Raw genomic sequence first — 12,802 nt, 5'->3', positions numbered from 1 at the left:
CGTCCGCGGCATGCGACCGTTTCTTAAGGATGACGAACTATGGTTTCCAATTGGTTTACGGGCACGGCGCTCTGCTTCGATTGTCACGAAAAGAGACGCAATATTTTAGGGAAAGCTATTTTTCAAAGGTTTGCAGTCACCGCCCGGTGAGGGGTGATTCGATGGTGGAAGATTTTTCCGACGTCAGCTTCGCGCCATCACATAGCTGCCGGGTGCTTCCTCGATGGCGTTGAGTGCCGCGCCGCCCGGTTTGCGGGCCGCAACGCGCTCGCCGGCTTGCGCCTCGATCCACGCATGCCAGTGCGGCCACCAGGAGCCCGCCGTTTCCTTCGCCTTGGCAAGCCAGGCGTCATAGTCGCCCTTGGCCGGGCCGCCGCTCCAGAACTGGTATTTGTGCTTGTCGGGCGGGTTGACGACGCCGGCAATATGGCCGGAGCCGGTCACGACGAACTGCACTTTGCCGCCGAAGAACCGGCTGCCGAGGAAGACGGACTTCGCCGGCGCGATATGATCCTCACGCGTCGCGAGATTGTAGATCGGAATCTTGACGTCTTTCAGCGAGACGGTTTTGCCGTCGAGGATCATCTCGCCCTTTGTTAGTGCATTCCTCAGGTAGCAGTTGCGCAGGTAGAAGGCATGGTTGGCTGCTGCCATGCGGGTCGAATCGGCGTTCCAGAACAACAGGTCGAAGGGGAGAGGCTCCTGGCCCTTCAGGTAGTTGTTGACGAAATAGGGCCAGATAAGCTCGCTTGCTCTCAGCATATTGAAGGCCGTCGACATGCGCGAACCGTCGAGATAGCCGAGTTCCTGCATATGCGCTTCCAATGCCTGAAGCTGCTCTTCGTCGACGAAGACCTTGAGGTCGCCGGCATGGGTGAAATCGACCTGCGTGGTAAAGAGCGTCGCGGTCCTGATGCGCTTGTTCTTCTCCTTGGCATGCAATGCCAGCGTAGCGGCGAGCAGTGTGCCGCCGACGCAATAGCCGATGGCGTTGACCTCTTTCTCGCCGGTCGCCTTCTCCACCGTCTCCAGCGCGAAATCGACGCCTTCCCTTGCGTAAGCCGTCCAGTCTTTCAGCGCATGGCGGCTATCCGGATTGACCCAGGAGATAACGAAGACGGTGTGTCCCTGATCGACACACCATTTGATGAATGATTTCTGCGGGTTGAGATCGAGAATGTAGAATTTGTTGATCCAGGGCGGGCAGATCAGCAGCGGCCGCTTCAATACGGTTTCCGTCGAAGGCTCGTACTGGATGATCTGGCAGATTTCATTCTGGGCGATCACTTTGCCCGGGGTCAGCGCCATATCGCGGCCGACGGCGAATTTGGTCATGTCGGTCTGGCGCAGGCGTAGTTCGCCGCGGCCCGCGATGATATCCTCGGTCAGCATCTTCATGCCGCGCACGAGGTTCTCGCCGCTGGTCGCGATCGTTTCCCGGTAGACTTGCGGATTAGTGACCACGAAATTGGTGGGCGATAGTGCCGCGGTGATCTGCTTCACATAGAAGCCGGCCTTGTGCTTCGTGTGCTCATCCAACCCTTCGGTCTCGGCCACGAGCTTTTCAGCCCAGTCGGCGGTCACGAAATAGACCTGCTTCAAAAATTCGAAGAAGGGGTTCTTCTGCCAGTCTTCGTCTGCGAAACGCTTGTCCTTGCGCTCGATCTCCTGTTCGACCGTCTCGCCCTGCATGCGCTGCATCGACCGCATCCAGATGCCGAAGAACGAGGTCATGAGCTCCGTCTGGGCTTCGAAGGTGCGGCGCGGATCGGAAATCCAGTACTCCGTAACCTTGGAGAGCGTCTTCACCATATCGGTGACGGGTTCGACGACCGTGTCGGAGATTTCGCCACGCTCACGCGGGGCCAGCCACGCTGAAGCTGCCTTGCCGAGGTTTTCGAGCGCACGGGCGAAGTTCATCGCCATGGCCTCGGGATCCTTCAGGAGATAGGGATCAAGATCCTTGGCGTCGAAATCCCGCTTGGCACCATTCTCCCGCTTGCTGTCGGTCACGCATTTCCTCCGGCGGCAGCATCCACTGTTTGTTCGTTGTACATCTGCGACGATGAAGAAAACAAGTTCCGCAGACCCGCTCTCGTGCTATTGCTTTGTCGCTGCGACGAATTTAACAGTCGAAGCAGGCAGGATTGGATCATCAGGCATGACGACGACAGGCATTGGGCATTTCGCGACCTTCACCCGCACCGCAGCAATCTGCGCGGCGGCCGCGGCAATGGCCTTCGCGCTTGCCGGATGCAACAAGACCGCCGAGGAGAAGAAGGCCTTCGCCCAGCGCATGGCAGCGCCGACCGCAGTCGTGATGCCGGCGTCCAAGGGAGAGCCTGTCGAAGGTGGCCTGACCAAAAGCCGTGATGGTTATCCCTCATTCGGTGCGCCACTGACCGCCGCCAACGTGCAAATGAGTGACGAGCAGGCAGCCGAGCTGCAGCACCAGCTGACAGCGCTGACGGGCAAGCGCAATTCAGGCGCGATCTCGGAGGCGGAATATCAGCGTCGCGTCGCCGAGATGCGCGCGCTTGCCGCCGACCACGGGGCCTCGACGCTCTCCGAAATCACCAAATAAGCCTTGCCTTTAAGGCGATTTGGACGCAAAGCCTTCCGGATGGATCGGAAGATGCAATTTTCCCGATAATGCGCTTCATGTGCGGCTCTCCGTCAAAGATTTGCCGCGCAGTTTGAGTTGAAGAGGAATACGGCGCTGCGAGTCTGAAGCTCGTATCGCAGATGCCGGGAGACGGAACGAGCTTCGACAGCGGTCAGTTGGCCGCATTTCCATGGGGAAAGAGATGGAAGAGTTTCACAAAGTCCGGCGTTTGCCGCCTTACGTTTTCGAACAGGTCAACCGTTTGAAAGCGAGCGCGCGAGCGGGCGGGGCCGATATCATCGATCTCGGCATGGGAAACCCTGACCTTCCGACCCCTCAGGCGATCGTCGACAAGCTGTGCGAAGTCGTCCAGGACCCACGCACACACCGCTATTCGTCCTCCAAGGGCATTCCCGGCCTGCGCCGTGCGCAGGCTGCCTATTACGCCCGCCGATTCGGCGTGAAGCTGAATCCCGATACGCAGGTCGTCGCCACTCTTGGCTCCAAGGAAGGCTTCGCCAACATGGCGCAGGCGATCACCGCACCGGGGGACGTCATCCTCTGCCCGAACCCGACCTATCCGATCCATGCCTTCGGCTTCCTGATGGCTGGCGGTGTGATCCGCTCCATGTCGGTCGAGCCGGACGAAAGCTTCTTCCCGCCGCTGGAACGGGCGGTGCGCCATTCGATCCCGAAGCCGCTGGCGCTGATCCTGAACTATCCGTCGAACCCGACGGCCTTCGTTGCCAGCCTCGACTTCTACAAGGACGTCATTGCCTTCGCTAAGAAGCACGACATCATCGTGCTGTCGGACCTCGCCTACTCGGAAATCTATTTCGATGGCGAGCCGCCACCGTCTGTGCTGCAGGTTCCGGGCGCAATGGACGTGACGGTCGAATTCACCTCCATGTCCAAGACCTTCTCCATGCCTGGCTGGCGCATGGGCTTTGCCGTCGGTAATGAGCGGCTGATCGCGGCGCTGACGCGTGTGAAGTCCTATCTCGATTACGGCGCCTTCACGCCGATCCAGGTTGCGGCCACCCATGCCCTGAACGGCGACGGCTCCGACATTGCGGAAGTCCGCAACGTCTACAAGCGTCGCCGCGACGTCATGGTCGAAAGCTTCGGCAAGGCCGGCTTTGAAGTGCCGCCGCCGGCGGCCACCATGTTCGCCTGGGCAAAGATCCCGGAAAAGTTCCGTCATCTCGGCTCGCTGGAATTCTCCAAGCTGCTGGTCGAGAAGGCCGACGTCGCCGTTGCCCCGGGCATCGGCTTTGGCGAACAGGGTGACGACTACGTCCGTTTGGCGCTCGTAGAGAACGAACACCGCATCCGCCAGGCTGCGCGCAACATCAAGAAGTTCATGTCGACGGCCGACGAGACGATGCACAACGTCATCTCGCTCAACGCCCACCGTTAATTCCAACCTTGAAGACAGCCGCGAAACTGCGGCTGTCTTTCATCAGAGACATTTCAGGATCGATCCATGGCAGATGCCCTCAAAATCGGCATTGCGGGCTTGGGTACCGTTGGTGCCTCGCTTGTTCGCATCATCAAGCAGAAAAGCAACGAACTTGCAGTCACCTGCGGCCGCCCGATCACGATTACGGCAGTTTCGGCCCGTGACCGAACGAAGCACCGTGGCATCGATCTGACAGGCATCGCCTGGTATGAGCGCCCGGAAGAGCTGGCGGAAAAAGCCGACATCGATGTTTTCGTCGAGCTGATCGGTGGCGCAGAAGGCGCCGCAAACACAGCCGTTCGTGCCGCTCTCGCTCGAGGTCTCCATGTGGTGACAGCCAACAAGGCGCTACTTGCCTATCGTGGCGTCGAGCTTGCGACGATTGCCGAAGAAAAGGGCTCGCTCCTGAACTTCGAAGCGGCGGTCGCCGGCGGCATTCCGGTCATCAAGGCGCTGCGTGAATCGCTGACGGGAAATACGATCTCGCGCGTCTATGGCATCATGAACGGTACCTGCAACTACATCCTCACCAAGATGGAGAAGGAAGGTCTGTCCTTTGCCGATTGCCTGAAGGAGGCTCAGCGTCTCGGTTATGCCGAGGCCGATCCGGCTTTCGACATCGAAGGCAATGACACTGCTCACAAGCTGTCGATCCTGACGACGCTTGCCTTCGGCAACAGAATTGCCGCCGATGATATCTATCTCGAAGGCATCACGAATATCTCGATCGAGGATATCCGCGCTGCGGCCGATCTCGGCTACCGTATCAAGCTGCTCGGCGTTGCCCAGCGCACGGATACCGGCATCGAACAGCGCGTGCATCCGACCATGGTGCCAGTTGATTCCGTCATCGCCCAGGTCGATGGCGTCACCAACGCGGTCGCAATCGAATCCGATATCCTCGGCGAATTGCTGATGGTCGGCCCCGGTGCCGGTGGCAACGCCACGGCATCTTCTGTGCTTGGCGATATCGCCGACATCGCCAAAAGCCAGCCGGGCGCCCAGCGCGTTCCCGTTCTCGGTCATCCGGCAAAGTCACTGGAGCCTTACCGCAAGGCGCAGATCCAGAGCCATGAAGGCGGTTATTTCATTCGCCTGACCGTTCTCGACCGCACCGGCGTCTTCGCCAGCGTCGCCACCCGCATGGCTGAAAACCAGATTTCGCTGGAATCGATTGTCCAACGCTCCCAGCAGCATCTGGCGCCCTCGCATCATCAGACGATCGTCCTCGTCACTCATGCGACAATGGAGGATTCCGTGCGCAAGGCAGTCGCGGCGATCAAGGAGGAGGGCTACCTCGTCGGAGAGCCGCAGGTGATCCGCATCGAACGTCCGAAGGAAGAATCCTGACGCTTTGTTCCAGTTTGGAACGGTTCAACCCGTCCGAGGTCACTCGGACGGGTTTTCTGTTATTAATCAAGGCACTTCGCCAAAATTTATATTAACAGATATTGAGATATAGATATAATCAATCCGCGAGATGTTGGAGTCGTGGGTTGAGGAATATCGAGCAGCATACGGATGATCATGCTCCCACGGAGCTTGAGAGTCCTCGGGCGGATTTACAGAGATATGATCAGGCGACCCTTGGAGTGGCCCTCGAATGCGAGGGGCCGCAAGGGCGAAATTGGGCTACGCTCCTGATCCTGCTTTCGATCGTGTTCGTTCAGACACTGGGTATCGGCTTGGTTATCTGGACACTTTTCTGGTAATCCACAGCCTTCAAATCACCGCTTTGCTATCCGTTCCGCATCTGTAAAAAGAGGCAGATGATGAAAGCGGAGTTTGGCATGGCAGATATGGTCGATCCGGTACCGCGCGCCTTCCTGGGCGTCGAAAGGTCCGTTCTCGACAATCGCTGGGTTTCACGTCTCGACCAGGCGGGGCAAAACCGCGCGCTCGCCATGTCGCAGATGCATGGCCTGCCTGACCTGATCGCCCGCGTGCTTGCCGGGCGCGGCGTTGCGGTGGATGAGGCGGTCGAATTCCTCGATCCGACGATCCGCAGCCTCATGCCTGATCCCTACAAGCTGACCGACTGCGAGAAGGCCGCCAAACGCCTTGCCGCGGCGATCCGTAATAGTGAGCCCGTTGCGATCTTCGGCGATTACGATGTCGACGGTGCGGCCTCTTCCGCGCTCATGTATCGCTTCCTGACCCATTTCGGCGTCAAGGCGCATATCTACATTCCCGACCGCATCTTCGAAGGTTACGGCCCCAATCCGACGGCCATCAATCAGCTAATCGACAACGGTGCAAGCCTGATCGTCACCGTCGACTGCGGCTCCACCAGTCATGAGACGCTGGCGGCTGCCGCAGACCGCAACATCGATGTCGTCGTCATCGATCACCACCAGGTGACACACGAGCTGCCGCCTTGCCACTCCCTCGTCAATCCAAACCGCGAAGACGATCTTTCCGGCCTGGGGCATCTTTGTGCGGCGGGTGTCGTTTTCATGGTGCTTGTCGCAACGCTGCGCCTGCTGCGAGAGGCAGGAGACAAGCGCATTCTCGCGATCGATCTCCTGCAGTGGCTGGATATCGTCGCACTCGCCACCGTCTGCGATGTCGTGCCTCTCAAGGGGCTCAACCGCGCCTATGTGGTCAAAGGATTGGTCGCCGCGCGCCACCAGAGCAATGCCGGTCTTGCAGCACTTTTCCGCAAGGCGGGCCTGGCAGGCCCTGTTACGCCTTATCATTTCGGCTTCCTGATCGGTCCGCGCATCAATGCCGGCGGACGAATCGGCGATGCAGCGCTTGGAAGCCGCCTGCTGACACTGGATGATGCCGTAGAGGCCGAAGCCATCGCCCAGCGGCTGGATGAACTCAATCGCGAGCGTCAGGCCATGGAAGCGGTCATGCTGCAGGAGGCTGAGGCCGAAGCGCTAGCCGAGTATGGAGACGGCGAGGGGGCCTCTGTCATCGTTACCGCGCATGAGAAATGGCATCCCGGTATTGTTGGCCTCATTGCCGCGCGCCTGAAGGAAAAATTCAAGCGACCTGCCTTCGCCATCGCCTTCGATCCATCCGGCAGGGGTACCGGCTCGGGGCGTTCGATCAATGGCTTCGACATGGGCAGGATGGTGCGTGCAGCGGTTGATGAGGGACTGCTCGTCAAGGGCGGCGGACACGCCATGGCGGCCGGTTTGACCGTGGAGCGCAGCAAGCTCGGCCTGCTGCGCACTTTCTTCACCGAGAAGGCCCAGAAGACGGTGTCGGCCCTCGTCGCCAATGAAACACTGAAGATCGATGGCGCCATCGCTGCAAGCGGTGCAACGATCGAGCTTATCGACCGTCTGGAAACGGCGGGACCTTATGGCTCGGGACATTCCCAGCCGCTCTTTGCCGTACCGGGCCATCGTGTGCGCGATTCCCGTCTAGTCGGCGAACGGCATGTGAAAGTGACGTTGGAAGCCATGGATGGCGCACGCCTCGACGGCATCGCCTTCAGGGCTGCCGAGACCCCGCTCGGCAATCTGCTTCTTAACTCTCGCGGCGCCAACGTGCATGTCGCAGGCTCGCTCGGTGCCGAACACTATCAAGGCTCGCGCAGAATCCAGCTGCGGATCAGCGACGGCGCGCCGGCCAAGTGACGGGCTGAAGGGCAAGAGGTCAGGATGAGGGCAGGTCGGCTGAGCTGGAAAAATGGTGCTTTTCCGCGAGGACGAGTGACGGGCATACCAAGCGGCACGCCGCCGTCAATTCGCACATCGCGGCTCAGCGAGCGTACCGAGATAACTCTATAAAAATAAAAGGAAATATTGGAGGAGAGTGGCACGCCCTAGGGGAGTCGAACCCCTCTTTACAGAATGAAAATCTGTCGTCCTAACCGATAGACGAAGGGCGCGTGCTCTGTGGTGGCGCCCTTATAGTCAGCACTTTTCTGCACCGCAAGCGGCAAAATAAGAAATTTTTGCCGGATTGTGCAGTTTTTTGTTGGGCTTGTGGAAAAGCCGAAAAGAGCGGCTTTATTGCCTCGTATAGTCACTGCCTCCCGCTGCTAACTTTGTCAGCCAAGCCACCGAACAATTTCGTAAGCTGGCATCGGGCGGTGGAAACCTTTCAGAGTCAATTCGCCAACAGGAATGGATTCGACGAATGACTCGACGGCGCCGAAGACGCGTTGGCTGACGAGGATCTGACGAGACTTGGCCTCCTCGCACAATCGGGCCGCATGGTTCGCTACAGTACCGATGACCGCATAGTCCGAGCGCTGGTTGAAACCAATCTGCCCGATGGTTGCATGGCCCCGGGCGATGCCGATTCCGAAACCGAGCAAATAGCCCCGCTTGCGCCATCGTTCTGAATGCTCGTCAATTGCGTCACGCATCGCCACGGCCATTGAAACAGCACTCTCAGTATGGCTGGCGCAGGGCAATGGGTCGTTGAAGACCACAAGAATGCCGTCGCCCACGAACCGTTCCAACGTCCCTTCGTGGCGGGTGATTTGTTCACCGAGGCAGGAATGGTACTCGCCAAGAACCGTCATCACCTCTTCAGGCTCGGCAGTTTCGGCAAATGCCGTAAAGCCGCGTAGATCGCAGAAAACCACCGTGACCTCACGGCGGTGGCTTTGGAGAAGCGCTTCGCCATTGCCGGCCGCAACAATGAGATCGGCAACCTGGGCGGGCAGAAACCGTCGGAGCCGAGCCATCCGCTCGATCTCCATGACCTGCCGCGCCACTTTCTGTTCGAGGGATTGGTTCCACGCCGTCAATTGCGCGGTCAGGTCCTGAAGGCTCCGTGCCTGGGCTTCGACGGTGTCGTGAAGCGCCTTCTGCCGTAGCATCGATCGGACACGCGCCAGCAGCGCCTTGTGCTCGAATGGCTTAGTGAGATAGTCGTCGCCACCCGCATCCAGCCCCTCTACGACATCTCCCGTGTCGGCTTTTGCAGTCACGAGGATGACCGGGATTGATCGTAACGAAACGTCTTGCTTAAGTATGCGCACGACGCTGATACCGTCGAGTTTCGGCATCATGATGTCGAGAAGGATGAGGTCAGGCATGAGGTCGCGCACTTTAGCGAGCCCCTCTTCGCCATCCGCGGCGGTCGCCACTTCGTAACCATTCGCCTCGAGGCGCATCCGCAGGATCTCAAGATTTTCCGGCGTGTCGTCGACGGCAAGAATGCGGGGCGGATGATGCATGGTGCAGCCTCCCTAAGATAGGAATTCACGAATCTTTGCCAGCAACAATCGCGGGCTGAATGGTTTGGCGATGTAGCCATCGCACCCTGCAGCAAGGGCTTTTGCCGCATCGCCGGACAGCGCATAGGAGGTGACGGCGATGATCGGGATGTGCCGGAGCGCTGGGTCGGACTTGATGCGGCGTGTCGCTTCATATCCGTCCATCACGGGCAACTGGATGTCCATAAGGATCAAGTCCGGCCTGTGGGCCGCTGCAGCCGTAACGCCGGCGGCGCCATCCGCGGCCTCGATCAGTTCGTATTCGGTGGTCGCGATGAGGTCGCGCACGATCTGGCGATTGTCTTCTGTGTCTTCCACCATCAGGATTCGTTTGTTCATGCCGCTTGATCGCGCTCCCCTGCATCAATTGGGACCGTTATGCGGAAGGTCGCACCGGAACCGGCCTCCGACTCCACGGTTATTGTTCCGCCGTGCATTTCAACAAAGCGCTTCGAGATCGCCAGACCGAGACCCGTTCCTCCTTTCTGCTTGGTGCTGCTGTTGTCTACCTGCTGGAATTCCTCGAAGATGAGAACTTGGTCTTGAGGCGCGATGCCCGGGCCGGTGTCCCGCACGACGATCTCGAAGTGGCCATCGGCTGCGCTGGCCAGAATATTGACCGACCCCGCCTCGGTGAACTTGATAGCGTTCCCGGCGATGTTGAGCAGGACCTGAGTCAGACGGCGCTCGTCACCGCGGCCGGTCGGAAGATCGTCGGCAAGTGTCGCGGTGAACACGAGGCCCTTTTCCCGCGCCAGCGGCTCTACCGCAGCGGCGGTACTTCGAACGATCTGCGCAAGGGAATAATCGTCAAACGCCAGTGTCAATTGGCCGGCTTCGATCTTTGAAAGATCGAGCACGTCGTTAATGAGTCCCAGGAGGTGGCGACCGTTGGCCTGTACTCGCGCCACCGTCGCCTTTGCCCGGTCTGGAAGCTCGCCGTATATGCCGTCGAACAGAAGTTCGGTGAAGCCCAGAACCGAATTAAGCGGCGTCCTCAACTCATGGCTCATGTTTGCGAGGAACTGAGATTTGTGGCGGCTTGCGGTCTCAAGCTCCCGGCCTTTATCCTCAATCTCGCGGAACAGCTTGGCGTTTTGAATGGCCAGTACCGACTGAGCGGCAAAAGTTTCCATCAGGTGGACAATCTGCTCGTCAAATTCCCCGGGTTCGCGGCGCCTGACGACGAGAGCGCCAACAATCTTGTTCGGCCTGAGCAATGGAACAATCAGAACGCTGCGATATCCGGCGTCTCGAATAATTTTCTGAGCGGGAGTCGGCGTGCCTTCGCCGAGTTCGGGCACTTGAACAGGTTCGCGGCGCCGGGCGGCTTCACCGATCACCGGATCATTCAGAGAGATGGTCTGCCCAGAAATCGCAGCAACAAGCTCGTCGCTCATTCCGTAAGTTGCGCGCGGACGGAACTGTTGCTTGGTGCTGCTGAACACATAGATAGTACCCGCATCCGTGTCCGAGAGTTGTACGGCCTTAGCTACGATCGTCTGCAGCACGGTGTCGAGATCAAGCGTCGAATTGACCGCCTTGGTGACCTCTCCAAGCGCTTGCAATTCGGCGACAGAGCGCGCGAGTTCGGCCGTGCGCGCCTGGACCTCCTGGAACAAACGCACATTCTCGATCGCGATCACCGCTTGGTCGGCGAAGGTGGTGAGCAGTTCGATCTGCTTGCTGTTGAACGGGCGAACTTCGATACGACGGATTGTCAGAGTTCCGATGGCTTCGTCTTCCCGCAGGAGCGGGGCAGCAAGCGTGGTCCGATGGCCAAGCCGCATCGCCATTTCTCGGCCCGCAGGGAAATCATCGCCTGCGGTGGTGAGGTCGCTTACGAAAACGGTTTCTCTGTCAACAAAGGCGCGACCAGAAATCCACTCACGGCTGATCGGCCACCTGACGAAGTCAATCGGAATCGGGCCGTAATGCGCCCTGATTGTCAGCGACTCACCGTCTTTCAGGAGTATGATCGCGTCGTAGGCGTCGCAGAGTTTTGCCGCGCTCTCGGCGACGGCATTCAGGACAGGCTGAATGTCGGTCGGGGAAGCGGCGATCGTGCGCAGAATCGTGCTCGTCGCCATCTGCTGCTCAAGTGCTTCAGTCAGCTCTCGGTTCCGGGTCTCAATTTCCTGGTAAAGCCGCCCCAACTGCGCAGAGGTCTGGTTGACATTGTCGGCGAGCACTCCCAGCTCGTCCCGGTTGCCGACTGCAACCTGTTGGGCAAAGTCGCCGCTTGCTATCTGGCGTAGACGCGTCTCAATCTTCTTGACGGGCTCGATCAGCGACCAGGAGATGACGTAGCCAAGACCCAGCGCTAAGAGGATACTGCCCACAGCAAAGGACACTACCACCAGTCGCGAGGTGTCGTAGGCTCCCTCCGTCACCTCGATAGCCGTCACCATCTCGGCTTCGGCCATGTTGACCAACTGGTTCATCAGCCGTTCGAGCCGGTCGGCCGAAGGCATGATCTCATTAAGTTGAACGTTGCGTGCTTCCTCAGTCTGACCGGCGCGGATGAGTCCCGCGCCGCGCGTCACACCGGCCGTAAACCGGTCATACTCAAGCCGGACCTGACCGAGCACTTCCACCTCGCTCACGGCGACGAACTCCATCCGATCGAGATCATAACCAAACTGGTTGAGCTGGCGTAGCGCCGCATCCAACATCCTCTCATCTTGAAGCAAAAGTGCCGTCGAGATGCTGTACAGCTGGTTGGACGTGTCGTGCTGGACCTGGCGATAGGCTGCGATCTTGCGCTGCAGCTTGATCAGTTCGGTCGTCTGATCGTTGACCCCGCTCAACACCTGCAACCCGACCGCCCCGAGCACGATCAGCAGTCCGACGATCGACAGGAACGCGATTAGGAGCTTGGTCTGAACGCGTACCGGCAGGCGCGCAATCCAACCAATCAGCCGGGTCGCGACGCTACCGGGCTTCATCCACGAGGCTGAGAAGATCACTGCGGAACTCCTCCAAATCGAAACCAGCTCCGATATACTGCACGCGTAAGTTACCGCTACGATCCACGAGCGACGTCAACAGGGTATGATCGACGTCGCCGCCCACGGTCTTCCTCGCTATGACGCCATACCTCCGCCCCACATCGTGAACGACTGCCGGATCGCCGCTAAGAAACACCCAGCCCTTCACATCGGCGGCGAAATTCTGCGCGTATTGCTTCAACACTTCAGGTGTATCCCGTTCGGGGTCGACCGTGATCGAAACGAAGCTGATCTGCGGCCCGAACACAGGGCCAAGCGCGTCCTTCACACGCGCCATGTTGTCGGTCAGCATCGGGCAAATGTCGGTACAGGAAGCAAAGATGAACGCGACGGCGACGACCTTGCCGCGAAGATCGCGGAGTGACACAGGTACGCCGTCCTGCGACGTCAGAGTAAAGTCCGGCGCCGCTCCGATGGTCGGCAAACGCTCGTCGTGCGATGTATCATGCGCCTGCGCTGGCGCGCCTAGCAACATCAACAGCAGAATCTGTGCTGGCCATCTCATTGAAACCCCCTTCTTCCCTCCCGAAAGAGCG

At 59.2% G+C, this 12,802-nt stretch carries 9 protein-coding genes and 1 tRNA gene; 4 read left to right on the top strand and 6 right to left on the bottom strand.

Features of this window, described 5'->3' with window-relative positions; genetic code table 11:
• Window positions 1-183: 183 nt before the first annotated feature.
• Window positions 184-2,013: a class I poly(R)-hydroxyalkanoic acid synthase gene (gene phaC, locus FHT87_RS22155; RefSeq protein ID WP_183729636.1), complete on the bottom strand. Its 1,830-nt coding sequence runs from the start codon at window positions 2,011-2,013 to the stop codon at window positions 184-186.
• A gap of 148 nt (window positions 2,014-2,161) precedes the next feature.
• Between phaC and FHT87_RS22150 the strand changes: the two genes are divergently transcribed.
• The 4 genes from FHT87_RS22150 (at window position 2,162) to recJ (ending at window position 7,660) form a co-directional block, all read left to right on the top strand.
• On the top strand, window positions 2,162-2,584 hold the full coding sequence (locus FHT87_RS22150) for a hypothetical protein (protein ID WP_183729633.1): 423 nt from the start codon (window positions 2,162-2,164) through the stop codon (window positions 2,582-2,584).
• A 223-nt stretch (window positions 2,585-2,807) separates the two neighbouring features.
• Complete coding sequence (locus FHT87_RS22145; protein WP_183729630.1) at window positions 2,808-4,025, top strand: LL-diaminopimelate aminotransferase; 1,218 nt, start codon at window positions 2,808-2,810, stop codon at window positions 4,023-4,025.
• A gap of 66 nt (window positions 4,026-4,091) precedes the next feature.
• Window positions 4,092-5,417, top strand: a complete 1,326-nt coding sequence (locus FHT87_RS22140; protein WP_183729627.1) for a homoserine dehydrogenase — start codon at window positions 4,092-4,094, stop codon at window positions 5,415-5,417.
• A 440-nt stretch (window positions 5,418-5,857) separates the two neighbouring features.
• Window positions 5,858-7,660, top strand: a complete 1,803-nt coding sequence (gene recJ / locus FHT87_RS22135) for a single-stranded-DNA-specific exonuclease RecJ (RefSeq protein ID WP_183804861.1) — start codon at window positions 5,858-5,860, stop codon at window positions 7,658-7,660.
• Window positions 7,661-7,839: 179 nt separating this feature from the next.
• Here the strand turns inward: recJ and FHT87_RS22130 are convergent.
• The 5 genes from FHT87_RS22130 to FHT87_RS22110 all read right to left on the bottom strand — a co-directional run bounded on the left by FHT87_RS22130 (window position 7,840) and on the right by FHT87_RS22110 (window position 12,771).
• A tRNA-Glu gene (locus FHT87_RS22130) sits at window positions 7,840-7,914 on the bottom strand.
• 162 nt (window positions 7,915-8,076) lie between these two features.
• Complete coding sequence (locus tag FHT87_RS22125; RefSeq protein WP_183729622.1) at window positions 8,077-9,216, bottom strand: response regulator; 1,140 nt, start codon at window positions 9,214-9,216, stop codon at window positions 8,077-8,079.
• Between the two features lie 12 nt (window positions 9,217-9,228).
• Complete coding sequence (locus FHT87_RS22120; protein WP_183729619.1) at window positions 9,229-9,594, bottom strand: response regulator; 366 nt, start codon at window positions 9,592-9,594, stop codon at window positions 9,229-9,231.
• Complete coding sequence (locus FHT87_RS22115; protein WP_183729615.1) at window positions 9,591-12,224, bottom strand: GAF domain-containing protein; 2,634 nt, start codon at window positions 12,222-12,224, stop codon at window positions 9,591-9,593. The genes FHT87_RS22120 and FHT87_RS22115 overlap by 4 nt, the downstream gene beginning before the upstream one ends.
• Entirely contained in the window at window positions 12,190-12,771 is a 582-nt protein-coding gene (locus FHT87_RS22110) for an SCO family protein (protein ID WP_183729612.1), read from the bottom strand. Before FHT87_RS22110 ends, FHT87_RS22115 begins: the two co-directional genes overlap by 35 nt.
• Between the last annotated feature and the right edge of the window lie 31 nt (window positions 12,772-12,802).

It is taken from the genome of Rhizobium sp. BK316, assembly GCF_014193695.1.
Taxonomy (GTDB): domain Bacteria; phylum Pseudomonadota; class Alphaproteobacteria; order Rhizobiales; family Rhizobiaceae; genus Rhizobium.
The sequence above is the reverse complement of the archived record's forward strand: the minus strand, read 5'-3'. Positions and strand labels throughout refer to the sequence as shown.

Excerpts from the sequence above, each read along its gene's own strand:
- FHT87_RS22150 (WP_183729633.1), top strand. The coding sequence starts at position 2,162 with ATGACGACGACAGGCATTGGGCATTTCGCGACCTTCACCCGCACCGCA.
- FHT87_RS22145 (WP_183729630.1), top strand. The coding sequence starts at position 2,808 with ATGGAAGAGTTTCACAAAGTCCGGCGTTTGCCGCCTTACGTTTTCGAA.
- FHT87_RS22140 (WP_183729627.1), top strand. The coding sequence starts at position 4,092 with ATGGCAGATGCCCTCAAAATCGGCATTGCGGGCTTGGGTACCGTTGGT.
- recJ (WP_183804861.1), top strand. The coding sequence starts at position 5,858 with ATGGCAGATATGGTCGATCCGGTACCGCGCGCCTTCCTGGGCGTCGAA.
- FHT87_RS22125 (WP_183729622.1), bottom strand. The coding sequence starts at position 9,216 with ATGCATCATCCGCCCCGCATTCTTGCCGTCGACGACACGCCGGAAAAT.
- FHT87_RS22120 (WP_183729619.1), bottom strand. The coding sequence starts at position 9,594 with ATGAACAAACGAATCCTGATGGTGGAAGACACAGAAGACAATCGCCAG.
- FHT87_RS22110 (WP_183729612.1), bottom strand. The coding sequence starts at position 12,771 with ATGAGATGGCCAGCACAGATTCTGCTGTTGATGTTGCTAGGCGCGCCA.